The 24,160-nt window shown below is 61.8% G+C and carries 18 protein-coding genes; 15 read left to right on the top strand and 3 right to left on the bottom strand.

Annotated elements, in window-relative coordinates:
- The first annotated feature begins 12 nt into the window (after positions 1-12).
- Positions 13-1,092, top strand: coding sequence for a LacI family DNA-binding transcriptional regulator (locus KRZ98_RS07590; protein ID WP_037488174.1), 1,080 nt, complete (start codon positions 13-15; stop codon positions 1,090-1,092).
- 36 nt (positions 1,093-1,128) lie between these two features.
- Here the strand turns inward: KRZ98_RS07590 and KRZ98_RS07585 are convergent, their stop codons facing one another.
- From KRZ98_RS07585 to KRZ98_RS07575, 3 genes are all read right to left on the bottom strand, one after another.
- Positions 1,129-2,532 carry a sugar porter family MFS transporter gene (locus KRZ98_RS07585; protein ID WP_217673039.1) on the bottom strand — a complete coding sequence of 468 codons (1,404 nt, stop codon included), beginning with the start codon at positions 2,530-2,532 and terminating at the stop codon, positions 1,129-1,131.
- 95 nt (positions 2,533-2,627) lie between these two features.
- Entirely contained in the window at positions 2,628-3,413 is a 786-nt protein-coding gene (locus KRZ98_RS07580) for an SDR family NAD(P)-dependent oxidoreductase (RefSeq protein ID WP_217673038.1), read from the bottom strand.
- Between the two features lie 17 nt (positions 3,414-3,430).
- On the bottom strand, positions 3,431-4,522 hold the full coding sequence (locus KRZ98_RS07575; RefSeq protein WP_217673048.1) for a fumarylacetoacetate hydrolase family protein: 1,092 nt from the start codon (positions 4,520-4,522) through the stop codon (positions 3,431-3,433).
- A gap of 164 nt (positions 4,523-4,686) precedes the next feature.
- On the opposite strand from KRZ98_RS07575, the gene KRZ98_RS07570 reads away from it, so the two are divergent.
- The 14 genes from KRZ98_RS07570 to KRZ98_RS07505 all read left to right on the top strand — a co-directional run bounded on the left by KRZ98_RS07570 (position 4,687) and on the right by KRZ98_RS07505 (position 24,156).
- The gene (locus KRZ98_RS07570) at positions 4,687-6,864 is read left to right on the top strand and encodes a hypothetical protein (RefSeq protein WP_368389799.1); all 2,178 of its coding nucleotides are present in this window, start codon (positions 4,687-4,689) and stop codon (positions 6,862-6,864) included.
- Entirely contained in the window at positions 6,861-8,471 is a 1,611-nt protein-coding gene (locus KRZ98_RS07565) for a DUF5597 domain-containing protein (protein ID WP_006949597.1), read from the top strand. The genes KRZ98_RS07570 and KRZ98_RS07565 overlap by 4 nt, the downstream gene beginning before the upstream one ends.
- A gap of 35 nt (positions 8,472-8,506) precedes the next feature.
- Positions 8,507-11,371 carry a TIM-barrel domain-containing protein gene (locus KRZ98_RS07560; protein ID WP_217673036.1) on the top strand — a complete coding sequence of 955 codons (2,865 nt, stop codon included), beginning with the start codon at positions 8,507-8,509 and terminating at the stop codon, positions 11,369-11,371.
- Positions 11,371-13,011 carry an alpha-L-fucosidase gene (locus KRZ98_RS07555; protein ID WP_217673035.1) on the top strand — a complete coding sequence of 547 codons (1,641 nt, stop codon included), beginning with the start codon at positions 11,371-11,373 and terminating at the stop codon, positions 13,009-13,011. Before KRZ98_RS07560 ends, KRZ98_RS07555 begins: the two co-directional genes overlap by 1 nt.
- Positions 13,012-13,118: 107 nt before the next feature.
- On the top strand, positions 13,119-14,483 hold the full coding sequence (locus tag KRZ98_RS07550; RefSeq protein WP_156022442.1) for a cation:proton antiporter: 1,365 nt from the start codon (positions 13,119-13,121) through the stop codon (positions 14,481-14,483).
- A 179-nt stretch (positions 14,484-14,662) separates the two neighbouring features.
- A complete protein-coding gene (locus KRZ98_RS07545) occupies positions 14,663-15,511 on the top strand; it encodes an urease accessory protein UreD (protein WP_254798186.1) in 849 nt (282 codons plus the stop codon).
- Positions 15,512-15,515: 4 nt separating this feature from the next.
- A complete protein-coding gene (locus KRZ98_RS07540) occupies positions 15,516-15,818 on the top strand; it encodes an urease subunit gamma (protein WP_043154324.1) in 303 nt (100 codons plus the stop codon).
- Positions 15,819-15,858: 40 nt separating this feature from the next.
- Positions 15,859-16,164, top strand: a complete 306-nt coding sequence (locus tag KRZ98_RS07535) for an urease subunit beta (RefSeq protein ID WP_006949607.1) — start codon at positions 15,859-15,861, stop codon at positions 16,162-16,164.
- A gap of 46 nt (positions 16,165-16,210) precedes the next feature.
- A complete protein-coding gene (gene ureC / locus KRZ98_RS07530) occupies positions 16,211-17,923 on the top strand; it encodes an urease subunit alpha (protein ID WP_217673033.1) in 1,713 nt (570 codons plus the stop codon).
- 160 nt (positions 17,924-18,083) lie between these two features.
- Complete coding sequence (gene ureE / locus KRZ98_RS07525; RefSeq protein WP_217673032.1) at positions 18,084-18,584, top strand: urease accessory protein UreE; 501 nt, start codon at positions 18,084-18,086, stop codon at positions 18,582-18,584.
- A complete protein-coding gene (locus KRZ98_RS07520; protein WP_254798185.1) occupies positions 18,538-19,254 on the top strand; it encodes an urease accessory protein UreF in 717 nt (238 codons plus the stop codon). The genes ureE and KRZ98_RS07520 overlap by 47 nt, the downstream gene beginning before the upstream one ends.
- Positions 19,251-19,883: an urease accessory protein UreG gene (ureG, locus tag KRZ98_RS07515; protein WP_006962891.1), complete on the top strand. Its 633-nt coding sequence runs from the start codon at positions 19,251-19,253 to the stop codon at positions 19,881-19,883. Before KRZ98_RS07520 ends, ureG begins: the two co-directional genes overlap by 4 nt.
- A complete protein-coding gene (locus tag KRZ98_RS07510; protein WP_217673031.1) occupies positions 19,883-23,242 on the top strand; it encodes an ATP-binding protein in 3,360 nt (1,119 codons plus the stop codon). The genes ureG and KRZ98_RS07510 overlap by 1 nt, the downstream gene beginning before the upstream one ends.
- A complete protein-coding gene (locus KRZ98_RS07505; RefSeq protein ID WP_006962887.1) occupies positions 23,239-24,156 on the top strand; it encodes a DNA-binding response regulator in 918 nt (305 codons plus the stop codon). The genes KRZ98_RS07510 and KRZ98_RS07505 overlap by 4 nt, the downstream gene beginning before the upstream one ends.
- Positions 24,157-24,160: the final 4 nt, after the last annotated feature.

Raw genomic sequence — 24,160 nt, 5'->3', positions numbered from 1 at the left:
TACAGGTGCGGCATGACAGGATCGACACGGAAGCCTCGTGAGGGCACATCACGACAGACCGGTGCGCCGACGATTTCCGACGTCGCGCGACTCGCGGGTGTGTCGCCAATGACCGTCTCGCGCGTCATCAATGCAGAACGCAACGTCCGCAACTCGACACGCGATGCGGTTAAGGCGGCGATCGATCAGCTCAACTTTGCACCCAACCGCGCGGCGCGCAGCCTTGCGGGTGCATCGCAACTGCGGTTGGGACTGCTATATTCCAACCCGTCCGCCGCCTATCTCAGCGAATTTCTCGTCGGCAGTCTCGACCAGGCCGGGCGGTCCGACGTCCAATTGGTGGTCGAAAAATGCGAACTGGGCGATCATGAGCGCGAGGTGGTCGAACGGATGATCAGCAGCGGAATAGACGGCGTCATCCTGCCGCCGCCCTTGTGCGATTCGCGCGCTGTCCTCGACATTCTGATTGGCGCCTCTGTGCCGACCGTAGTCGTCGCTACTGGCTGTCCACCGCCCCAATGCGCTGCAATTTCGATAGATGACCGGGGCGCGGCGCAGGCGATGGTGCGTCATTTGATCGGCCTGGGCCATGTGCGGATCGGATTTATCGCGGGCAACCCCAATCTGACCGCGAGCGGCCGACGGCTGGAAGGCTATCGCGCGGCACTGGCGGAAGCGGGCCGCGCATTTGACGAGCAACTGGTTGCGGATGGCCTGTTCACATATCGGTCGGGCCTGGACGCAGCGGACGAACTGCTTGAGCTTGAAAATCCGCCATCCGCGATTTTCGCCAGCAATGACGATATGGCGGCGGCAACCGTCGCGGTCGCCCATCGTCGCGGGCTCGACGTGCCGGGCGACCTCACCGTATGCGGATTCGACGACAGCGCGCTTGCGACGACGATCTGGCCTGAACTGACGACGATTCACCAGCCGATCGCCGATATGTCTCGCGCTGCCGTGGAAATGCTTGTCGGCATGTTACGCGGCAAACGCGGCGAAGCAGTGATACGGCATATGACGCTCGATTATACGCTGATCCGTCGTCAGTCCGATGCCGCACCCCGTCAACGCCCGCCGGTGCGCATTTAACAATCCGGCCAACAACACAGCCCCCGACGGCAAATCTCATCCTTCCATCGCCTCCAATTCGCGCCCGCGAGTCTCCTGCACCATCGTCTTGACGAAGAAGAAGGACACCGCCGCCGCGATGGCATAGCCGACATAGGTCAGCGAAAGGCCGGGCGATACAACGAGGCTGGGGAAGCTGACTGAAATCACCGCGTTGGCGATCCACTGGGCAAATCCCGCAACGGCCAGTGCCGATCCGCGAATCTGCGTCGGGAACATTTCACCCAGCATAACCCACATGACCGGACCCCAACTCACGTTGAAGAAGATCACGTACAAATTTGCTGCAACGAGCGCGATCACGCCCGAATGGCCCGGCAGCGATACTGCGCCGCCGGCATCGCTGACGGCGGTCGAAAATGCCCATGCGACCACCGCCAGCGTCACCGCCATACCGGCCGATCCGATCAGCAGCAGCGGCTTGCGTCCGATCTTGTCGATCAGCGCAATGGCCAAAAGGCAGGCACCGATCGACAGCACGCCCGACAGGATGTTGGTCTGAAGCGCATAATCCTCGGTAAAGCCGACCGCTTCCCACAAGGTCGCGCCGTAATAGAACACGACGTTGATGCCGACCAGTTGCTGGAACACGGCGAGGCCGATGCCGATCCACAGGATAGGGCGGATTTTTTTGGTGCGCTTGTCGATCAGGTCGGACAATGTGGGGCGGTGGTGGTCGGCGGAAAGGCTGTCGCGAATTTCGCTGACCTTGCGTTTGGCTTCAGCCGCACCGAACAGGCGGGTCAGGACGCTTTGCGCTTCATCGTCTCGGCCTTTCACGACCAAATAGCGCGGGCTTTCGGGTATGAAGAAAAGCGCCACAAAATAGATTGCGGCCGGAACGACCTGTAACCAGAACATCCAGCGCCACGCTTCATAACCGGCCCACAAAATCGCCGTCGATCCGCCCGCATAACGCGCCAGCGCAAAGTTCGCGACGAATGCGCCGGTAAGGCCTGAAATGATCATCACCTGCTGGATGCTGGACATGCGACCACGAATATTTGCAGGGGTGACCTCCGAAATATAGACTGGCGATGTGACGCTGGCTGCGCCGACACCGAACCCGCCGATGATCCGTGCAAAGATGAAAATCGCCGACGATGCCGCAGCACCTGCCAGCAACGCGGAAATGACGAATAGCGCAGCGGCAATCATCATCGTGTTGCGTCGTCCGATCAGGTCAGACAATCGCCCGGCTGCAAAGGCGCCGATCGATGACCCGACAAGAATCGCGCCGACATTGATGCCGATACCCAGGCGGCCCAGATCGAATGCGGCTTCCAACCCCTTTTGAGTGCCGTTGATAACGCCCGAATCATACCCGAACATAAACCCGCCAATCGTCGCAACGGCGACGACCAGCGTAATGAGCGCCTTGTTGACCTGCCCCGGCTCCATGAAAAATTCCTCTCTTTATCCTCACGCCTCTGGCGGACGCTCAGTTGTTGGCCTGGGTGACGGGGATGCCGGGTAGCGACCAGTGGTCACCTGCATCAGCGCCAACCGGCATCAACGAAATAGTCGTGTCCGGTACACATGCGCGCGTCGTCAGACGCCAAAAACAGTGCCAGCGCGGCAACATCGGCAGGCTGGATGCGACCATCAAGGCATTGGGCAGCGACGATTTCAGCCTCACCCTCTGGCGTGTACCAGCGTTCCTGTCGTGGCGTTTGAACATTGCCCGGCACAATCGTGTTCACACGAATGTTGCTCCGGCCAAGATCGCGGGCGAGCGCGCGGGTCATCCCTTCAATGGCGGCCTTCGATGTCTGATACAGGATCAGGTCGGGCAGCGCGAGATGCCAGCTGATAGACCCGAAATTGACGATAGCGCCTCCGCCTGCACGCTTCATCGCCGGGATCACCGCCTTGGCGGTAAAAAACTGGTGGCGCAAATTGACGTTCAGTCGATCTTCCCACACCGCAGGCGTGACATCATCGATCGTGTGCCGATCGTCATTGGCGGCGTTGTTGACAAGGATGTCGACGCCGCCCAGCGCGCTTTCCAGCGCCGCCATCGTTGCGCCAAGCTGGTCAAGATCGGTCAGATCGCAATAACGGTACACGGGCGCGTGGCGCGCGGTGCTGGTCAACTGATTGGCCAGCACCGCGCCCTCGTCTTCCGCAATATCGACAAAACCGACCCTGGCACCCTGTGCGACAAACGCCTCGACCAGCCCGGCGCCGATGCCGGACGCACCACCGGTGATGATTACGCTCTTGTCCTGTAGGCTGCCGTAAATCGCACGGGTCGGGTTCGTGCTTGTCTGCTGTAACATATTGGTTCCTGTCGGTGTCATGCTGCCAGCAGCCCGCGGGCCGCCAGATTGCGCATCAAATCGCCAATGCCAAAGCCCCATGGCGGGGCGTCGCGTGACGTGGTGACGGTATTGATCAATGTGCCAAGGCGCGCGCTGGAAATCGTCACCACGTCGCCTGGTTTATGGGTGAATCCCCGACCGACATCGTCGCGGTCTTGCGTCGGCGCGAACAATGTACCGCAGAACAGCACAAAACCATCGGGATATTGATGTTCGCTCATCGCCTGCGCCAGAAGATTTTCGGGATCGCGGCTGATTTCACGCATCGTGCTTGCGCCTTCCAGCAGATAGCCATCGGCGCCCCGGATCGTCAGGGCCACATCCGCATTGCGCACATCGTTCATCGTGAAATCACCGTCGAACAGGCGGATCAACGGGCCGAGTGAGCAACTGGCGTTATTGTCCTTCGCCTTGCCGAGCAACAGAGCGGAACGCCCCTCAAAATCGCGCAGATTGACATCATTGCCGAGCGTCGCGCCAACCGCCTGCCCTTGCGAATCGGCCACGAGTACAATTTCCGGCTCTGGATTGTTCCAGGTAGAATCCGACCGCACGCCGATTGGGGCATTCACCCCAACCGTGGACAACACCGGCGACTTGGTGAAAATTTCCGCGTCCGGCCCGATCGCGACTTCCAGATATTGCGACCACATGCCACTTTCGATCAGAGCGGCCTTCAATGCTGCGGCTTCGGGCGATCCCGGCACGACCGATCCGATGCTGCCGCCAAGCGCTGCTTCCAGCCGTTCGCGCACGGCAGCGGCGGCGGTGTGATCCCCGCGCGCTTGTTCTTCGATCACCCGCTCCAGCGCGGACACGGCAAAGGTTACACCCGCTGCCTTGACGCATTGCAGGTCGATGGGGGAGAGAAGCTGAGCAGGATCAATCGACGCGGCGTCCCCGATCAGCGTGCCGCCGACAAACGCCCGCGTAGCGATCAGCGCAGAAACGGTGGGTGCGACATGCGACATGTCATAGGCCATCCCGTCACGCACCATGATAGGCACCGGTCCGCAGCCCGGATCGATCCTTCCCAAAAATCGTCCACTCCGCCAATCACACGGCATGGTTTGGTCCAGCCGCAATTCTTCTATCGACACGTCATTCCCTCCATTGTGGTAGCGGTATCGTATATGCCATAAGGGGCGTCAAGAGATGCGATCAAACATCTAAGACATTATCAAATTGGGGAGGGTGCAAACGGATGAGGTGGGGTGCAAGCTTGGCGACCGTGTCAGTCCTTTGCACGGCTGGGAGCGTTCCCGCAATCGCGGCTGCCGACCGTGCTGCGCCCTATCGCTGGACCAATGTGACTGTAGGCGCGGGCGGTTATGCACCCAACATCATCTTCAGCCCCTCCGAACCAGGCCTGGCCTATCTGCGTACCGATATGGGCGGTGCCTATCGCTGGGATGTCAAGGCCGCGCGCTGGATTCCGCTTCAAGACGGCATGGCGATAAGCAGCTACATGGGCGTCGAAAGTATCGCCGTCGATCCGCGCGACGCCAACATCGTCTATCTTGCGGTGGGTATGGCCGCGCGTCTGCCCGCCGCCATTTTGCGGTCCATCGATCGCGGCAGGACATGGACGACGACGCCAGTACCGTTCGCGATGGGGGGCAACGAGCCGGGTCGCGGCATGGGCGAACGGCTGGCGATTGATCCCCATAATCGTTCGACGCTGTTTTTTGGATCGCGCCATGACGGCTTGTGGCGGAGCGATGATTCGGGCGCGCACTGGGCCAAGGTCACGACCTTCCCGATTGCCGGGCTTGGGGCACCCGCTGCGGGGCAAGCGCATGGCGGCATATCGTTCATCGCGATCGATTCGCGCACCGGGCGCATCTGGGCCGGGATCGCGGATCCGGGCGCGGACCATCTGTTCCGATCCGATGATGGCGGCAAAAACTGGCTGGCGGTCAAAGGGCCGGCCCCCGATTTGCTTGCCACAAAGGGGGCGGTGGGCGCAGACGGCACATTATATGTGACATATTCGGACGGCATAGGTCCAAGTGACGCAACGACCGGCGCGGTGTGGCGCTTCGCACCGGATGGGAGCGCGCGCGACATCACGCCGCGCGACTATGGCATGGGCGGCTTCATGGGTCTTGCGGTATCGCGGGCCGGGATAGTGGCGGTATCGACCATCGACCGCTGGCAGCCCGGTGATACCGTCTGGCTATCGCGCGACGGCGGAGCGCGCTGGAATGATCTGGGCACCCGCAGCAGGCGCAACGTCTCTGCAACGCCTTATCTGCTGCATGAAGGCAAGGGCGCGGATTTCGGACACTGGATTTCGGGACTGGCGATTGATCCGTTCGACGCCGGACGCATGGTCTATACGACAGGCGCAACCGTCTATGCGGCGGACTCGGCCAAGCCCGGGGGCGAAATCCTGTGGAAGCCATGGGTGAAAGGGATTGAACAGACTGCGATCATTACGCTGACTTCCCCGACCGGCGGCGCACATCTAATTTCGGGCTTTGGTGACATTGCCGGTTTCGTCCATGAAGATTTGAATGCGTCGCCGAAGCCGACCTTCACCAACCCCTATCTCTCGAACACCAACAATCTCGATTATGCCGGACGCACACCGCATGTCGTCGTGCGCAGCGGCAGCCTCTATGCCGAACGCCCGCGCGATGCGACCCTTGGCTGGTCCCAGGATGGCGGCAAAAGCTGGAAACCGCTTCGGGTTCCGCCGATACGCCTGGCTGACGGCGAACAGGGCAAACGCTATGACCTTGCGGGCGAAGCGGCGGTGATCGTGTCGGCCGATGGCGGCACGTTCGTCGTTGCCACGCCTATGCCGCTGGTCACGCGCGACCGGGGTAAGTCATGGGATCTGGTGCAGGGACTGGGGCTGAATGCCCGCCCGGTAGCGGACAAGGTTGATGCGCGGCGCTTTTATTCGGTCGATTTTGATCATGATCGGCTGCTCGTGTCGAACGATGCGGCACGAACCTTCGTACCGGTCGCGGGCCTTGGCCTACCTGCGCGACTATCGCTCGGCAAAGTCCATGGCCGCGAACAACAATATCGTCTTGTCGCATCACCTTTTGGCACCGGTGACCTGTGGTTTCAGGTGGGTGAACAACTGTATCACAGCATCGATGGTGGACAGAGCTTCGTCATGGCGAGCGGCATGTTGAAGGTCGAACTTTTCGGGTTGGGCCTGCCGATGGCAGGGAAAGACGCGACGATTTTTGCGGTTGGGACGCTGGGTGAGCAACGCGGCGTGTGGCGCTCGACCGACCATAAGAGCTGGACGCGGATCGACGATGACGCACATCGCTGGGGTGGGCGTTATCGCGTCATTTCGGGCGATCCGCGCCATGCGGGCCGCGTCTATCTGGGCACTGACGGCCGCGGACTATTCTATGGCGATCCTGCGGGAGAGACGAAATGAAATTTCTGGCGACGCTGTTGCTCATCACGCTACCCGTTCCGGCAATCGCCCAGCAGGTCACGCCGATTCCCAAACTGGTCAGCAAAAATGGTCGTCATGCGCTGATAGTCGACGGTACACCCTTCACGATATTAGGGGGGCAGGTCAATAATTCGAGCAACTATCCAGAGGCGCTGAAATCCGCCTGGGATGTGCTGGATCGGGTTCATGCCAATACGGTCGAAGTGCCAATCGCCTGGCAACAGGTTGAACCGGTTGAAGGTCAGTTCGACCTGTCTTTTCTGCAAACCTTGCTGGATCAGGCGCGTGCCCATGACAAGCGCGTCGTGCTTTTGTGGTTCGGCACGTGGAAGAATACGTCCTACGCCTATACCCCCGATTGGGTAAAGCTGGACAGTCGCCGCTTCCCCCGCATGAAGACGCGGGACGGCAAAGATCATGGCGTGCTCAGTGCGCACGGCACCGCAACGCTCGCCGCCGACATGCGGGCGTTCGTCAAGGTCATGGAATATCTGCGTGATCATGATGCACAAAATACCGTAATCCTGGTGCAGCCCCAGAACGAGACTGGCAGCTACCGTAACCCGCGCGATTATGGGCCGACCGGCGATGCACTGTTTGCAAAGCCGATCCCTGCGGCACTGGCCAAAGCGACGGGCAAATCCGGCACCTGGAGCCAGGCATTTGGCGCGCAGGCGGATCGTGCCTTCAATAGCTGGTACGTCGCCGCCTATGTCGATGCGATCGCGGCGGCAGGCAAGGCTGTCAAACCCTTGCCCATGTATGTCAACGCCGCGCTTGCCGGGCCTTCAAACGTGCCTGACCCGGATGGCGTGGCGAGCGGCGGCCCGCAACAGGATGTGCTCGACATATGGAAGGCGGCGGCACCGCATATCGATTTTGCCGCCCCTGATATTTACGACCGGGCAAGTGCCAATGTTGTGCAATATCTCGATAAATATGCGCGTGCCGACAATGCGCTCATGGTACCGGAAATCGGCAATGCGCGGGAATTTCATCGCTATTTCTACGCGGCTCTGGGGCGCGGCGCGATTGGATATGCGCCGTTCGGCCTCGATGCGAGCGGCTATTTCAACTATCCGCTGGGTGCAAAAGATCTGGACGCCGCCACGCTAGATCCGCTCGCCTTGCCCTATCAGGCGGTCGGGTCAATCATGCGCGATTGGGCGCGCATCGCATTTGAGCGGCCGACATGGGGCGCAGCCAGGCCCGATGATGGCGCGCCGGTCTCGACCAATATGGGCGGTTGGACGATTTCGGCCTCCTGGGGCGAATGGCAATTCGGGATGAAGGCCTGGACGTGGCTCAAGTCGGAACCCGCCCCATGGAGCAAGGATTTGATCGGCGGCGTTGCGGTGGCGCAACTGTCGGCGGACGAATTTCTGGTCGTCGGCGATCATGTACGGCTGACTGTCGCAAGCGCTGACGGAACCCCCAACAGCATGGTGCTGCGTGTCGAGGAAGGCGCGTTTCGGGACGGTAAATGGGTGATGACGCGCGTGTGGAACGGCGATCAGACTGATTACGGCATCAACCTGCTCGATAAGCCGCAAATATTGAAGATCACTATGGGGCGCTACCGCTGAGCGGTGCTGCCAAGGACGATTCAGGGAGAAGGACGATGAAGAAGTTAATCCTCACGGCGTTGATGCTGAGTAGTGCGATCGGCGTGGCGCAGGCACAAAGCTATCGCCAGACCGCGACCGGCGTGCTCGTCACACCCGCCACCGGCCCATCGGCCAGCGTCGAATTGTCTGTGCATGGGACGGGTATTGTCCATGTCGTGGCGCTGCCAAAGGGACAGAAAATCGCTGCCCGTGCGCCCAGTCTCATGGTGCCCAATCCACCGGCAACGGGCGCATTCACTGTAGTGGAAGCCAAGGATCATGTCTTCGTAAAGGCGCAAAAGGCAACCGCTGATGTCGATCTTTCCACAGGACAGGTGACATTTCTCGACCCGGACGGGCATGTCCTGCTAGGCGAAAGCGGTGCGCCGCAATTCCGCCCGACTACGGTGGATGGCAAGCCCTACGTCAGCATATCACAGCAGTTCAATCGCGGCACTGACGAAGGTGTCTATGGTCTTGGCCAGCACCAGAACAGCCAGATGGACTATAATGGCGAGGATGTCGAACTTGCCCAGCACAATATGGACATCGCCGTTCCGTTTGTCGTCTCGACGAAGGGCTATGGCCTGTTGTGGGACAATGACGGGATCAGCCGTTTCGGCAATCCCAAACCCTACGCATTGGTGGGCGAAGATATGTCCGTCACCAGCGATGGCAAGCCCGGCTGGAAAGCTGAGTATTTTCTGGATGGCAAACCCGTTGTGACACAACAGGAAGCGACGATTGATTATCAGTTTTTGAACGATCAGTCGAAATGGCCCGAAGCCGCCAAGGCCAAAACCGTCGCTGCGACAGGCGGCCAAAATACGGCAGGCAATGCCGTGCAGAAACAGACGGTGATCTGGAGCGGCGACGTGATGCCGGACGCCACCGGCGTCCATAAGTTCCAGCTCTACGGTTCAAGCTATTACAAGGTCTATGTCGACGGCAAACTGATGCTGGATCGCTGGCGGCAGAACTGGAACCCCTGGTTTGCCAATTTTGAAGTACCGCTGGTCAAGGGCAAGCCTGCCGCGATCCGTGTCGAATGGGAACCCAATGCGGGCTATATAGCGTTGCTGCACAATGATCCCCTACCCGCGCCCGACCGGCATTCGGTCTGGATGACCAGTGATGTGGCGCAAGCGAAGGATTATTGGTTCGTCCCCGGCAGCACCATGGACAACGTCATCGCGGGGTACCGCCAACTGACCGGCAAGGCGGAGATGATGCCCAAATGGGCCTATGGCTTCTGGCAATCGCGTCAGCGTTACGACACGTCGAAGGAAATCACCGATGTCGTTGCCAAATATCGCGAACTGGCCATTCCGCTAGACAATATCGTGCTCGACTGGCGCTATTGGCGCGATGATGACTGGGGCAGCCACCGCTTCGACCCGACCCGCTTCCCCGATCCCAAGGGGTTGATTGATCAGGTTCATGACAATCACGCCAATTTCATGATCTCGGTCTGGCCGAAATTCTATCCGACCACCGACACTTACAAGGAACTGGCCGCCAAAGGGTTAGTCTATCAGGGCAACATCAAACAGGGGAACAAGGACTGGGTCGGCATCGGCTATCAAAGCACCTTCTATGACCCCTACGCCCCCGAAGGCCGCAGCATTTTCTGGAAACAGATTGAACAGCGGCTGGCCAGGTTCGGGGTTGATGCCTGGTGGGCCGATGCCAGTGAACCGGACATGCATTCCAATCTGTCGATCGCTGAACGGGTCGACACCATGGGACCGACCGCGATGGGTCCGGCGGCGGAATTCTTCAACAGCTATCCGTTGATGAATGCGCGTGCCTTCTATGATGGCTGGACTGCCTATAAGCCCGACGTCCGCCCCTTTCTGCTGACCCGGTCGGGCTTTGGCGGGTTGCAACGCTATGGTGCCGCGATCTGGTCGGGTGATGTGGCCAGCCGCTGGTACGATCTGCGGGCGCAGATCTCGGCGGGTGTCAATGCATCGCTGTCGGGCATCCCCAACTGGACCCATGATATTGGCGGCTTTGCGCTGGAAGATCGATTTTCCACCAAGACGCCGACTGCTGCGGATCTGGAGGAATGGCGCGAACTGAACCTGCGCTGGTTCCAGTTCGGCGCATTCTCTCCGCTTTTCCGCAGCCATGGCGAGGCGCCCTACCGCGAAATTTACGAAATCAGCCCGGAAGGCTCGCCGATGCGCGAATCGATGGTCTGGTATGACAAGCTGCGATACCGCCTGATGCCTTACATCTACACGATCGGTGCCGACACCTATATGAAGGATGGCAGCATCATGCGCGGAATGGTGATGGATTTCCCCGCCGATGCAGAGGTCCGCAAGATCAACGATCAATATCTGTTCGGCGACGCCTTCCTTGTCGCGCCGGTCACCGATTACAAGGCGCGCAGCCGCAGCGTCTATTTCCCCGGCAATACGCAATGGTATGACTTCTCGACAGGCAATGCCTATCGCGGGGGGGCTTCGGTCAAGGTCGATGCGCCCTATGAACGGATGCCCCTGTTCGTCCGCGCTGGCGCTGTGGTGCCGATGGGTCCGGTTACACAATGGGTCGATCAGCACCGCGATGCACCGCTGACCATTGCAGTCTATGCCGGGGCAAATGGCCAATTCTCGCTCTACGAAGATGACGGTCGCAGCGTTGCCTATAAAATGGGGGCATCGAGCCGCATCCCGATGACCTATGACGATAGCAAAGGCACGCTGACCATCGGCGCACGCCAGGGCGCGGGCTGGAAGGACATGCCTGCAACGCGCACAATCCGCATCAAATGGGTTGTGCCGGGCAAGCCGGTTACCGACGACAATGCCTTTGATGCGGAAGTAACCTATACCGGCGCAGCGGTGACCATCGGCAAGCGCCGCTGATGCAGGACAACTGGCATCGGCGCGGTATCCTGGCGGGGCTGGCGGCGATGCCAGTCCTGCCAGCCCTTGCGCGCAATGGCGGGATCATGTCGGGACCAGTGCAGCCGACCTGGCCATCGCTGGTCGAACATTACAAGACTCCCGACTGGTTCCGCGATGCCAAGTTCGGCATCTGGTCGCACTGGGGCGCACAGGCCGTGCCAGAACAGGGCGACTGGTACGGGCGGTTCCTGTATATGCAGGGTCACCCGATGTATCGCCAGCATCTGGATGCCTATGGTCACCCGGCCGACACCGGCATGATGGATGTGCTGAACCGCTGGACCGCGGAGCGCTGGGATCCGCAAGCACTGATGCAGCGGTTCGTGAAGGCGGGGGCAAAATATTTCGTCTCTCTCGCCTGCCACCATGACAATCTGGATTGCTATGACAGTCGGCACCATGCCTGGAACAGTATGCGGGTCGGCCCAAAGCGCGATATCGTGGGTATCTGGGCAAAGGCCGCGCGGGCGGCCGGGCCGCGCTTTGGCGTGTCCAACCATGCCAGCCATGCCTGGCACTGGTATCAGCCTGCTTACGCCTATGATGCCGAAGGACCGCGCAAGGGCGAACGCTATGATGCGTACCGGCTCAGCAGGGCCGACGGCGCGGGCAAGTGGTGGCAGGGTCTTGACCCACAAACGCTCTATACCGGCCGCCACATGGTCGCGCCCGATGGCATCGAGAGCATGTCGGCGATGGATCAATGGCACGCGGCGCATAACGGCCAATGGATCGAAACCGCGCCGCCTGGCGACGCACACTATGCCCGGCAATGGTTGCTGCGCCAGATCGACCTGATCGAGAAATACCGCCCTGATTTCTGCTATATGGACAATCATGAGCTGCCCTTTGGCCCCATCGGGCTGGCGGCGGCGGCGGATTATTACAACCGGTCGATCCAATGGCATGGCAAGGTCGATGTCGTGCTCACCGCCAAGCAACTCAAACCCTATGCGCGCGGCGCCATGGTACAGGATGTCGAGCGCGGCTTTTCAGACCATTTATGGGAAGAGCCGTGGCAGACCGACACGTGCATCGGCGACTGGTTTTACAATCGCGCGCGGTTCACCGACAAAAGCTATGTGTCGGCCGAAGCCGTGCTCCAGCGCCTCGCCGACGTCGTGTCGAAGAATGGCAATCTGCTGTTATCGATCCCGCAGCGCGGTGACGGCACGATTGACGCGGAAGCAGAGAATATCCTTGACGATCTGGGCGCTTGGATGGCGGTCAATGAGGTTGCGATTTTCGGTTCGCGCCCATTTCACATCTATGGCGAAGGGCCAACGCAATTGGCTAGCGGCATGCAGAACGAAGGCGCATTCAAAGGGTTCGACACCCGCGATGTTCGCTTCACGGTGAAGGATGGCGCGCTCTACATCTTCTTCTTGAAACCGCCGCGTGCGAAGGCGCGCATCGCCGCGCTGGGCAAGGCCCGTTGGGCCGGACGGATCGCGCGCGCCACACTTCTTGGGCATGGCGAGATTGCACACAGCCACGGTCAGGCCTGTCTGGAGCTTGACATGACCACCAGCCCGGCCATCGTCCCGGTTTTGCGGATCGATGGTTCTGGCATCGGGTCGGGGACCAAGCCCATATGATACGCCGCGCGGGCTGGCAAAGGCCATTCCAACGGCATCGGCCAGAAGAGTCGGGCATGTGCGTAGGCGCTTCATGATCGGGAATTGCATCAAAATTTGGGGTGAATATGGGGATGGATAGTTTTTGGTCAGGCATTGGCGGATTGCTCGGTCCGCATGGTCCAGCACAGACCGCCACGGCGCACAGTTATGCGCCGGGCGATTTTTCGATCCACTTCTTCCTGCAACTGGCGGTCATACTTGTCGCCTGCCGCCTGGTCGGATGGCTCGGCCGTAAATTTCTTGGTCAACCGCAGGTGGTTGGCGAAATGATCGCGGGCGCCTTGCTTGGACCATCGCTGTTTGGTCTGCTCCTGCCCGATCTGCAACGCGCGATTTTTCCACCGGAAACGCGGAATATACTTTACGCTGGAGCGCAACTGGGTGTCGGGCTGTATATGTTCCTGGTCGGCACGACGCTGCGGATAGATCATTTCAAGGCCAAAGCCAAAAGCGCGGCGGGTGTCTCGCTGGCGGGCATCGTTGCGCCTTTTGTCGTGGCCGCACTCATCATGCCGTTCCTGCTCGAAATGCCCGGATTGTTCGCGCCCGGCATATCGCGCCTCAATGCGACACTTTTCATGGGCGCGTGCATCGCGCTCACCGCATTCCCGATGCTGGCGCGAATTATCAACGAGCGGGGGCTGGCGGACAGCGCGCTGGGGACGCTGTCGCTTACGGCTGGGGCGTTTGACGATGCCTGTTCGTGGTGCGTATTGGCGCTCGTTCTGGCGACCTTTGGCGGTGGTCCATCGGTAGCGATCATCGCGATCGGCGGCGGGCTTGCCTGGGGGCTGGTCGTCCTGTCGTTCGGGCCACGTCTGTTCGCACCGCTGGCCGCGCAGGTCACGCGCCAAGGGACCATGAGCACCGGCATACTCGCCATCACGCTCGCAGCATTCTGCACTTCCGCATTTTTGATGGATGCGGTTGGAATCCATGCCATTTTCGGAGGCTTCATCCTGGGCGCGGTGATGCCGCGTGGACTGTTCGCGGACGAAATCCGTCGCAAGGTCGAACCACTCGCAGTCGTCCTGCTATTACCCATGTTTTTCACTTATTCTGGGCTGAATACCCAGATGAACATGGTCAATTCGCTTCCATTGCTGGGCATCGCCCTGCTCATCCTGATCGCCTCCATCATGGCCAAAGGCGGCGCCTGCTATCTTGCCGCCCGGCTTTCGGGCGAGGATAATCGCACGGCGCTCGGTATTGGCGCGCTGATGAATTCGCGTGGACTGATGGAACTCATCATCATCAATATCGGGCTGCAAAAAGGCATTATCGGACCGACTCTGTTCTCGATGTTGGTGCTGATGGCGATCGTCACGACGATGATGGCGGGACCATTGTTTGAACTATTCTATGGCCGTCAGGCACGCGAGCGCGGCGACCTTGGCGCGCTCGATTTGTCACCGAGCGCGATCAAGTAGGGATATAGGCGTTCGCCAATAATGATTGACCCGCGCCTCGCGGAATGGCCAACAGACTCCCGCATTCGCGGGAGCATGTAATGGAATAAGCGCGACCGTTGATGGGTATCCCCCGCCCGTTCGTTCCATACGTCATATGCCCCATGTCGTGACCTGCCGCGCCTGATCAGATGGTGTCCATGACCCTGCAACGCGCCATCACCGTGCCGCCCAAGTCCCGGCACCAGCGCGTCGATGGCCGCGCGATGGTCGCATTCGGCGCCCGCGGCATCCGCGACATGATGCAGGTTGCGCCAGCCCGGCTACTGTTTCCGCAAGGGCAGGAGGGCGATTTTCCGCTGGCCGTCACCGTCACCACCTGTGGTGGGCTGACCGGGGGGGATAGGCTGGCGCTCGACATCATCGTCGATCCGGGCGTGGGCGCGACCATCGTGCCGCAGGCCGCCGAAAAGCTCTACCGCGCGCTGGATGAGGATGAGCCGTCGCGCATCGAAACCCGTATCAGCATCGGCGCGGGCGCGACCTGCGAATGGCTGGCGCAGGAAGCGATATTGTTCGATCGCAGCAGGATGCGCCGCACGCTGGAGGCCGACATGGCCCCCGACGCACGGATGCTGGCGATGGAGATGCTGGTGCTGGGCCGCAGTGCCATGGGGGAAAGCTATCAGAGCGGGCTGATCCATGACAGCTGGCGTATCCGGCGCGATGGGCGGCTGATCTGGGCCGATGCGTTGCATGTCGAAGGCGACTTTGCGGCACAGGGGCGCGCGCCGTTCGGCTTTGGCGATGCAGCCGCGATCGCCACTCTGGTCTATGCGGGACAGGATGCTGGCGATTATCTCGACCTGGCCCGCACGCTGGTTGAAACGCCGACCGGCGGCGCGACCAGCTTTGACGGGCTACTGATCCTGCGTCTGACGCGCAATGACGCGCAGGCGCTGCGCAAGGATGTGATGCGCGCGGCAGGCGTTTTGCGCGCCGCGATATTCGGACTGTCGCCCTCCATGCCCACTATCTGCTACTGTTGATCCCATGAACCTGACGGGACGCGAAAAGGACAAGCTGCTGGTGGCGATGGCCGCCATGGTCGCGCGTAATCGGCTGGCGCGCGGGGTCAAACTCAACCATCCCGAAGCGATAGCGCTGATCACCGATCATGTGGTGGAGGGCGCGCGAGACGGCCAGTCGGTCGCTGCGCTGATGGCGAGCGGAGGCCATGTCCTGACCCGCGATCAGGTGATGGAGGGCATCGCCGAGATGATCCACGACATTCAGGTCGAAGCGACTTTCCCCGACGGCACCAAGCTCGTCACCGTACATCGGCCGATCCGGTGAGAGGCTTGGCGATCAAAATGACCGTGTCAGAGATAGTCCCATGATCCCCGGCGAAATCATCCCCGCCCCCGGCGACATTGTGCTGAACGAAGGACGCGAAGCCATCACCCTGACCGTCGCCAATAGTGGCGACCGGCCGATCCAGGTGGGAAGCCATTATCATTTCGCCGAGACGAACCCAGCGCTGTTGTTCGACCGCGACGTGGCGCGCGGATACCGGCTGGACATTCCGTCCGGCACTGCGGTTCGGTTCGAGCCGGGGCAGAGCCGGGACGTGCAGTTGATCCCCTATGCAGGCGACCGGATCGTCATCGGCTTTCGTGGCGATGTGATGGGGGCATTGTGATGGAGTGCTACACAACAGCCGCTCGAAACGAACGGAGGGTTGTTTAATGCCCGTAACCATTCCCCGCCGCGCCTATGCCGGAATGTTTGGCCCCACAACGGGTGACCGCGTGCGACTGGGCGACTCTTCCCTCCTTATCCGGGTCGAGGATGACCTGACCGTCTATGGCGAGGAGGTGAAGTTCGGCGGGGGCAAGGTAATCCGCGACGGCATGGGACAAAGCCAGATAAGCCGCGCCGGCGGCGCGCCAGACACGGTCATCACCAACGCGCTGATCCTGGACCATTGGGGCATCGTCAAGGCGGACGTGTCGATCCGCGACGGGCGCATCGCAGCGATCGGCAAGGCGGGCAACCCCGACGTCCAGCCCGGCGTCAATATTCCCATCGGTCCCGGCACGGAGATCATCGCGGGCGAAGGGCGCATCCTGACCGCTGGCGGCATCGACGCGCATATCCATTTTATCTGCCCGCAACAGGTGGAGGAAGCGCTCAACGCCGGCATCACCACCATGTTGGGCGGCGGCACCGGCCCGGCGCATGGCACGCTGGCGACCACCTGTACGCCGGGCAGCTGGCACATTGGGCGGATGTTGCAGGCGCTCGAAACCATGCCGATGAATTTCGGCCTGATGGGCAAGGGCAATGCCAGCCAGCCTGCCGCGCTGGTCGAGATGATCCGCGCGGGCGCCTGTGGCCTAAAGCTGCACGAGGATTGGGGCACAACGCCCGCCGCCATCGACTGCTGCCTGTCGGTCGCGGACGAGTATGACATTCAGGTCGCGATCCATACCGATACGCTCAACGAAGCGGGCTTTGTCGAAAGCACGATCGGCGCGTTCAAGGGGCGCACGATCCACGCCTTCCATACCGAGGGTGCGGGCGGCGGCCATGCGCCCGACATCATCAAGCTGGCGGGGCTGCCCAATGTCCTGCCCTCCTCCACCAACCCGACCCGGCCCTATACCGTCAACACGATCGAGGAACATCTCGACATGTTGATGGTGTGCCACCATCTCGACCCGCGCATTGCCGAAGATGTCGCCTTTGCCGACAGCCGCATCCGCAAGGAGACGATCGCGGCGGAGGATATTCTACACGATCTGGGCGCTTTCTCGATGATGTCGTCGGACAGCCAGGCGATGGGCCGCGTGGGTGAGACGATCATCCGCTGCTGGCAGAGCGCCGACAAGATGAAGCAGCAACGCGGGAGCCTTGGCACGGACGACGCGGACAGCGACAATTTCCGCGTCAAACGCTATATCGCCAAATATACGATCAACCCGGCCATCGCCCATGGAATCAGCCATATCGTCGGCTCGATCGCGGTCGGGAAGCTCGCCGATCTGGTGCTGTGGTCGCCCGCCTTCTTCGCGGTGAAGCCCGATCTGGTCATCAAGGGCGGCAGCATCGCCACCGCGCCGATGGGCGACGCCAATGCCAGCATTCCTACACCCCAGCCGGTGCATTACCGCCCGATGTTCGGCGCGCTCGGTCGGGCGGGCGCATTGTCGGCGGTGCATTTCGTATCGGCGGCGGGGATCGCGGAAGGGATCGGCGAACGGCTGCGACTGGCCCGGCCGCTGGAGGCGGTGCGCAATACGCGCGGCGGGATCGGCAAGGCGTCGATGCTATTGAACGACGCGATGCCCGATATTCAGGTCGACCCCGAAACCTATGAAGTGCGGGCCGATGGCGAATTGTTGACCTGCGAACCGGCGAGCGTGCTGCCGTTCGCGCAGCGCTATTTTTTGTTCTGATGGGTCAGCTCACTTTCTCGATCCTCCCCTTTAGGGGGAGGTGGCTGGCCAAAGGCCAGACGGAGGGGTGTTACCCTATCGATAGCGCGACACCCCTCCACCACTTGCTTGGCAAGCGGTCCCCCTCCCCTTGCAGGGGAGGAATTTTTAGGAATGCCCCATGCTGACCGCCCATACCGTTCTCCCCCACGGCCACTGGTCCGGCCCCGCCGCCGACCATATCATGCTGGACCATGACGCGCGCCACCGTCGCCGCTGGGTCTATACTGCTGACCATGGCACGCTGTTCCTGCTCGATCTGGCCCGCGCGACGGTGCTGAACCATGGCGATGCAGTGCAATTGTCGGACGGGCGGCTGGTCGAAATCCTCGCCGCGCCCGAAGCGCTGGTGGAAGTCACTGCTGCCGATCCGTCGATCATGATGCGGCTGGCCTGGCATATCGGCAACCGGCATTTGCCCGCCGAACTCCATCCCCATTCCATCCGCCTGCGCGACGATCATGTCATCAACGCGATGCTGGAGGGGTTGGGCGCGACCGTGGTGAAGATCCACGCTCCCTTCACGCCCGAAGGAGGTGCCTATTCCGGCGGCGGCAATGGTCATGGCCACCATCATGACCATGATCACGCGCATGCCCACCATCACGACCATGCTGGCTGACGCCGCGCTCCACCGCCTGCTGGCCTGGACCTCGCCTTCCTATCCGGTGGGCAGTTTTACCTACAGCCACGGCCTGGAAACCGCGGTCGAGGATGGCCGCATCACCACTGCCGCCCATGTCACCGCCTATGTGGAGGCGGTGCTGGCGCGCGGCGGTGGCTGGGTCGATGCGGTGCTGTTCGTTCATGCCCATCGCGCCGCGCAGGACGAGGTCGCCTTCGACGCAATCTCCGAACTCGCCACCGCATTCCGGGGCAGCAGTGAAACAGCGCTGGAAAGCCGCCAGCAGGGTGGCTCCTTCCTCTCGGTCACGCGCAGGGCATGGCCCCATCCCGCGCTCGATGCTTTCGCCGCGCGCAATGGCGATCACCCGATCGTTCACGCCACAGTCATGGCACTGGCCTGCGCCGTCCACGACATCCCGCTGGCACCCGCGCTGCACGGCTGGCTGCACGCCACCGCCGCCAATCTCGTGTCGGCAGGGGTCCGCCTCGTGCCATTGGGCCAAACCGATGGCCAGTTGGCGCTGGCCGCGCTATCGCACGCCATTCCAGCCATTGCAAACAAAGCGCTCAACTCCCCACTCGACGATCTGGGCACTGCCGCCCCCGACCTCGAACTCGCCAGCCTCTCCCACGAAACACTCTATACAAGGCTCTTTCGCTCATGATGTCTCACAACGGTCCCCTGCGCGTCGGCATTGGCGGCCCGGTCGGCTCCGGCAAGACCGCGCTGACCGATCGGCTGTGCAAGGCGATGCGCGATCATTATAATATCGCCGCCATCACCAATGACATCTACACCCGCGAGGATGCGGAGTTTCTCACCCGCTCCGGCGCGCTGGTGCCGGAACGGATCATGGGCGTGGAAACCGGCGGCTGCCCGCACACCGCGATCCGCGAGGATGCCAGCATCAACCTGGCCGCCGTCGATACGATGCACCGCAAATTCCCCGGCCTGGAACTCATCTTCATCGAAAGCGGCGGCGATAATCTGGCCGCGACCTTCAGCCCCGAACTGGCCGACATCACCATCTATGTCATCGACGTGTCGGCGGGCGACAAGATCCCGCGCAAGGGCGGTCCCGGCATCACCCGGTCCGACCTGCTGCTCATCAACAAGATCGACCTTGCCCCGCTGGTCGGCGCGGATCTGGGCGTGATGGACCGGGACGCGAAGAAGATGCGCGGCGACCGCCCCTTCCTCTTCACCAACCTCAAGGACAATATCGGACTGGCCGCCGTCATCGACTTCATCGTTGCGACCGGCGGCCTGCGCCCCTTCCCTGCCGCGATCTGATGGACCGCGCCGCCTATGTCCTGCGCGAAAAACGGCTCTACAATAAGTGGGTCGCCAGCCAGACATTGGAGGATTATGCCCTGCGCTACACCGCAGACAGCGCCCGGCGCTGGTCGGCGGGGCAGGTCGCCAACACCGCGATCGGCGCAACCGCCTTCCTCGCCTGCGAAGCGATCGGCGCGTCGATCACGCTGACCTATGGCTTTGCCAACAGCGTTGCAGCCATTGCCGCCGCCGTCGCGCTGATGTTCGTCATCGGCCTGCCGATTGCCTATCACGCCGCCAAACATGGTCTGGATATCGACCTGCTGACGCGCGGCGCGGGGTTCGGCTATCTCGGCTCCACCCTTACCTCGCTCATCTACGCCAGCTTCACCTTCCTGCTATTCTCGGTCGAAGCGACGATCATGGCCGTGGCGCTGACCGCCATGACCGGCATGGCGATGAGCGTCGCCTATCTGGTGAGCGCACTCGTCGTCATCCCCATTGCCCTTTACGGCATGAGCGCCATCACCCGCTTCCAGAATGCGACGCAGGGCATCTGGATCGCGCTGCAAATCGCGCCGATCGCCTATATCATCTGGTCCGGCCCGGCGGCGCTGGCGCAGTGGTCCCGCTTCACCGGTCAGTTCGGCGCGCCCGACGGCAGCGTCAGCCTGCTCTATTTCGGCTTTGCGCTTTCCACCTTGCTCTCGCTCCTGCCGCAAATCGGCGAGCAGGCGGATTATCTCCGCTTCCTGCCCTCCGCTAAAAGGATCGGCAGGGGCAAATGGTGGGTCGCGATGCTCGCGGGGGGGCCGGGATGGACGCTGATCGGGGGCATGAAGTTGCTGCTTGGCTCGTGGCTCGCCCATTTCCTTGTCACCAGCCTTGCCGCACACAGCGACGCCTCCAGCCCTACCGCGATGTTCCGCGCGATCTTCACCGCCATGTCGGGCCATGCCGGGCTGTCTTTGCTGCTAACCGGCCTGTTCGTCATCATCTGCCAGCTCAAGATCAACGTCACCAACGCCTATGCCGGGTCGATCGCTTGGTCCAATTTCTTCGCCCGCCTGACCCACAGCCATCCCGGCCGCGTCGTGTGGCTGATCTTCAACGTCCTGCTCGCGTTGCTGCTGATGGAAGTCGGCATTTTCGACGCGATCGAGGCGATATTGATCCTCTACGCCACGGTCGCTGCGGGCTGGATCGGCGCGCTGGCCGCCGACCTCATGATCTCCAAGCCGCTCGGCCTCTCCCCAAAGGGAATCGAATTCAAACGCGCGCATCTTTACGATATCAACCCGGTCGGCATTGGCGCGATGCTGCTGTCCATCCTCATGTCTGGCAGCGCGCATCTGGGCCTGCTGGGCGCGGTCGCGCAGGCATTCGCGCCGGTTATCGGCATGGCCGTCGCCTTCATCGCCGCGCCGTTGATCGCGCTCGTCACCCATGGGCGCTATTATATCGCCCGCCGCTCCGACGGGGCGGAGGGGGAGGACGCCAACACCTGCATCATCTGCGAAAACAGCTTCCAGCCAGTCGATATGGCGCATTGCCCCATGTATGCCGCGCCGATCTGCTCGCTGTGCTGCACGCTGGAGGCGCGTTGTCACGACCGCTGCAAGACCGACAGCCGCGCCACGCAGCAGGCCGCGCGCTGGCTCGAACGCCTGCTGCCGCAGCGGGTCGCGCGCTATGTCCATACGCCGGTCGGTCATTTCATCGCCGTCATGGCCGCCATCACCATCGCCAATGCCGCCTTGCTGGGTGGGATCAACTGGCAGATCGGTCGCCAGATGCCGGATATTGCAACGGAGATGTCCGGCCTGATGCTCGGCCTCTTCCTGCTCTTCTCGCTCATCGGCGGAGTGATCGCCTGGATGGTCGTGCTGGCCCACCAAAGCCGCCGCAGCGCGATGCAGGAAAGCGAACATCATGTGCAGAAGCTGATGGAAGAGGTGATAGCCCATGACGTCACCGGCACACAGCTGCAAAAGGCCAAGGAAGCCGCCGAATCCGCCAATGCCGCCAAAAGCCGCTACCTCGTCAGCGTCAGCCATGAAATCCGGTCGCCCTTGAACTCCATCTACGGCTATGCCCAGTTGATGGAGCGCGGCCACGACATAGCGCCGGTCGAAGCTGCCAAGATCATCCGCCGGAGCGCTGAACATCTGACCAATCTGGTCGAAGGCCTGCTGGACATCAGCCAGGTCGAAAGCGGCGTGCTGCGCATCAGCAGTGAAACCGTGCGCCTTGCCCCCTTTGTCGATCAGATCGCCAACATGTTTCGCCCGCAGGCGCAGTCCAAGGGCATCGACTTCCTGTTCGAGCGCCCCGACCAACTTCCCGATTTCGTCCGCACCGACCAGAAGCGCCTGCGCCAGATCCTGATCAACCTGCTGTCCAACGCGATCAAGTTCACCCGCTCCGGTTCAGTCACCTTCCGCGTCACCTATCGCAGCCAGATGGCGACCTTCGACATTATCGACACCGGCATCGGCATCGCGCCAGATGACCTGAAGCGCGTGTTCGATCCGTTCGACCGCGGCAGCAACCCGGACGCGCAACGGCAGAAGGGGATCGGCCTTGGCCTGTCGATCACGCAGGCGCTGGTCCAGATATTGGGTGGCGATCTGTCCGTCGTCAGCGAGAGCGGAAGAGGCACGCAGTTCACCGTCCGCCTGATGCTGGGCCATGTCGCCAACCCGGTGGAGGATGCGCCGCCGGTGGATCGGATTTCCGGCTATGTCGGCGACCGGCGCAAAGTGCTGCTGATCGACGATGATCCCGCGCAGGTCGCGGTGCTGCGCGGGCTGCTCGAACCGCTCGATTTCACCGTCATGGAGGCATTGAGCGGCCGCGCGGGGCTGGAGATCGCCGCCCGCGATGCACCGGACATCATCCTGCTCGACATCTCCATGCCCGGCGAATCCGGCTGGAACATCAGCCGCGCGTTGCGTGCAAAGCTGGGCGGAACGGTGCGGATCATCATGGTGTCGGCCAATGCCCATGAATATCATCGCGGTGGCGACGGGCAGGCGGCGCATGACATGTTCCTGATGAAGCCAGTCGATCTCGACGCGCTGCTCGATGCAATCGCCGATCAGCTCAATATCCGCTGGACCGGCGACGCCCCGCTGCCGCCGGCACCCGCGCCGGACGAGCTGGACCTGCCTATCCTGCCGGATGATGCTCTGCCAATCTTGGCGGACATCGAACAGAAGGCCATTATCGGCCATGTCCGCGGCATCGAATCGAGCATCCGCGAGCTGGAAGCCGCCGTGCCGAGCGCCAAGCCGCTGGCCGCACGCATGCTCGCCCATCTCGACCGTTTCGACCTCAAAGGGCTGATAAAAATCATAAGGGCCGTCAAATGACCACTCCCCATGCCGACACCGTCCTCGTCGTCGATGACACGCCCGAATCCCTGCGTTTCCTCACCGACACGCTGGAGGCAGCGAACATCTCCGTTCTTATCGCCACGAGCGGGGAAGCAGCGCTCGAACTGCTCGCCCATGTGACGCCCGACCTCATCCTGATGGACGCGGTCATGCCTGGTCTCGACGGCTTTGAAACCACCCGCGCGATCAAGCAGATGCCTCGTGGCGCGCCGGTTCCGATCATCTTCATGACCGGCCTCACCGAAAGCGAGCATGTCGTCCATGCGCTGGAAGCGGGCGGCGTCGATTATGTCCGCAAGCCTATCGTGGTGGAGGAACTGCTCGCCCGCGTCCGCGTCCATATGGCCAATGCGCGCCAGACGCAGGGCGGCCACTACGCCCTCGACGCCACGGGCCGCAATCTCATCGCAGTCGGCGCGAGCGGCGCGCTATCATGGCGCACCCCCGGCGCCGACAAACTCATGGAAGCGCTCGAACCCGGCTGGTCGCGCACCGACACTGCGCTCCCCATAATGCTGCGCGCGCCGGTCGCCCGCCTGCTGCCCGAAGATCTGCCCGCAGGCACCACGATCAAGACCGACAGTCCCGGCGGCGACACTGTGGAACTGATCATCGTCGGCCGCCCCCGCGCAGGCGAAACCCTCATCCGCCTCAATCATCTGGACCCGCAAGCCGACATTGCCCGGCTGCAAAGCCATTTCACGCTGACCCAGCGCGAAGCCGAAGTGCTGCTGTGGATCAGCTATGGCAAGCCCAACCGCGTCATCAGCGAGATACTGGTCATCAGCCCCCGCACCGTGAACAAGCATCTGGAGCAGATTTTCGAGAAGCTGGGCGTCGAGACGCGCGCAGCGGCGGCTGCCTTCGCGGTCAGGATCATCGCGCAATAGCCAT

The organism is Sphingobium sp. AS12, from assembly GCF_019097845.1.
In the GTDB taxonomy this organism is placed as follows: domain Bacteria; phylum Pseudomonadota; class Alphaproteobacteria; order Sphingomonadales; family Sphingomonadaceae; genus Sphingobium.
This window is presented reverse-complemented; position numbering and strand designations above follow the sequence as displayed.

Coding starts and splice junctions, on each gene's coding strand:
- KRZ98_RS07590 (WP_037488174.1), top strand. CDS start 13: ATGACAGGATCGACACGGAAGCCTCGTGAGGGCACATCACGACAGACC.
- KRZ98_RS07585 (WP_217673039.1), bottom strand. CDS start 2,532: ATGGAGCCGGGGCAGGTCAACAAGGCGCTCATTACGCTGGTCGTCGCC.
- KRZ98_RS07580 (WP_217673038.1), bottom strand. CDS start 3,413: ATGTTACAGCAGACAAGCACGAACCCGACCCGTGCGATTTACGGCAGC.
- KRZ98_RS07575 (WP_217673048.1), bottom strand. CDS start 4,522: ATGCCGTGTGATTGGCGGAGTGGACGATTTTTGGGAAGGATCGATCCG.
- KRZ98_RS07565 (WP_006949597.1), top strand. CDS start 6,861: ATGAAATTTCTGGCGACGCTGTTGCTCATCACGCTACCCGTTCCGGCA.
- KRZ98_RS07560 (WP_217673036.1), top strand. CDS start 8,507: ATGAAGAAGTTAATCCTCACGGCGTTGATGCTGAGTAGTGCGATCGGC.
- KRZ98_RS07555 (WP_217673035.1), top strand. CDS start 11,371: ATGCAGGACAACTGGCATCGGCGCGGTATCCTGGCGGGGCTGGCGGCG.
- KRZ98_RS07550 (WP_156022442.1), top strand. CDS start 13,119: ATGGGGATGGATAGTTTTTGGTCAGGCATTGGCGGATTGCTCGGTCCG.
- KRZ98_RS07545 (WP_254798186.1), top strand. CDS start 14,663: ATGACCCTGCAACGCGCCATCACCGTGCCGCCCAAGTCCCGGCACCAG.
- KRZ98_RS07540 (WP_043154324.1), top strand. CDS start 15,516: ATGAACCTGACGGGACGCGAAAAGGACAAGCTGCTGGTGGCGATGGCC.
- KRZ98_RS07535 (WP_006949607.1), top strand. CDS start 15,859: ATGATCCCCGGCGAAATCATCCCCGCCCCCGGCGACATTGTGCTGAAC.
- ureC (WP_217673033.1), top strand. CDS start 16,211: ATGCCCGTAACCATTCCCCGCCGCGCCTATGCCGGAATGTTTGGCCCC.
- ureE (WP_217673032.1), top strand. CDS start 18,084: ATGCTGACCGCCCATACCGTTCTCCCCCACGGCCACTGGTCCGGCCCC.
- KRZ98_RS07520 (WP_254798185.1), top strand. CDS start 18,538: ATGACCATGATCACGCGCATGCCCACCATCACGACCATGCTGGCTGAC.
- ureG (WP_006962891.1), top strand. CDS start 19,251: ATGATGTCTCACAACGGTCCCCTGCGCGTCGGCATTGGCGGCCCGGTC.
- KRZ98_RS07510 (WP_217673031.1), top strand. CDS start 19,883: ATGGACCGCGCCGCCTATGTCCTGCGCGAAAAACGGCTCTACAATAAG.
- KRZ98_RS07505 (WP_006962887.1), top strand. CDS start 23,239: ATGACCACTCCCCATGCCGACACCGTCCTCGTCGTCGATGACACGCCC.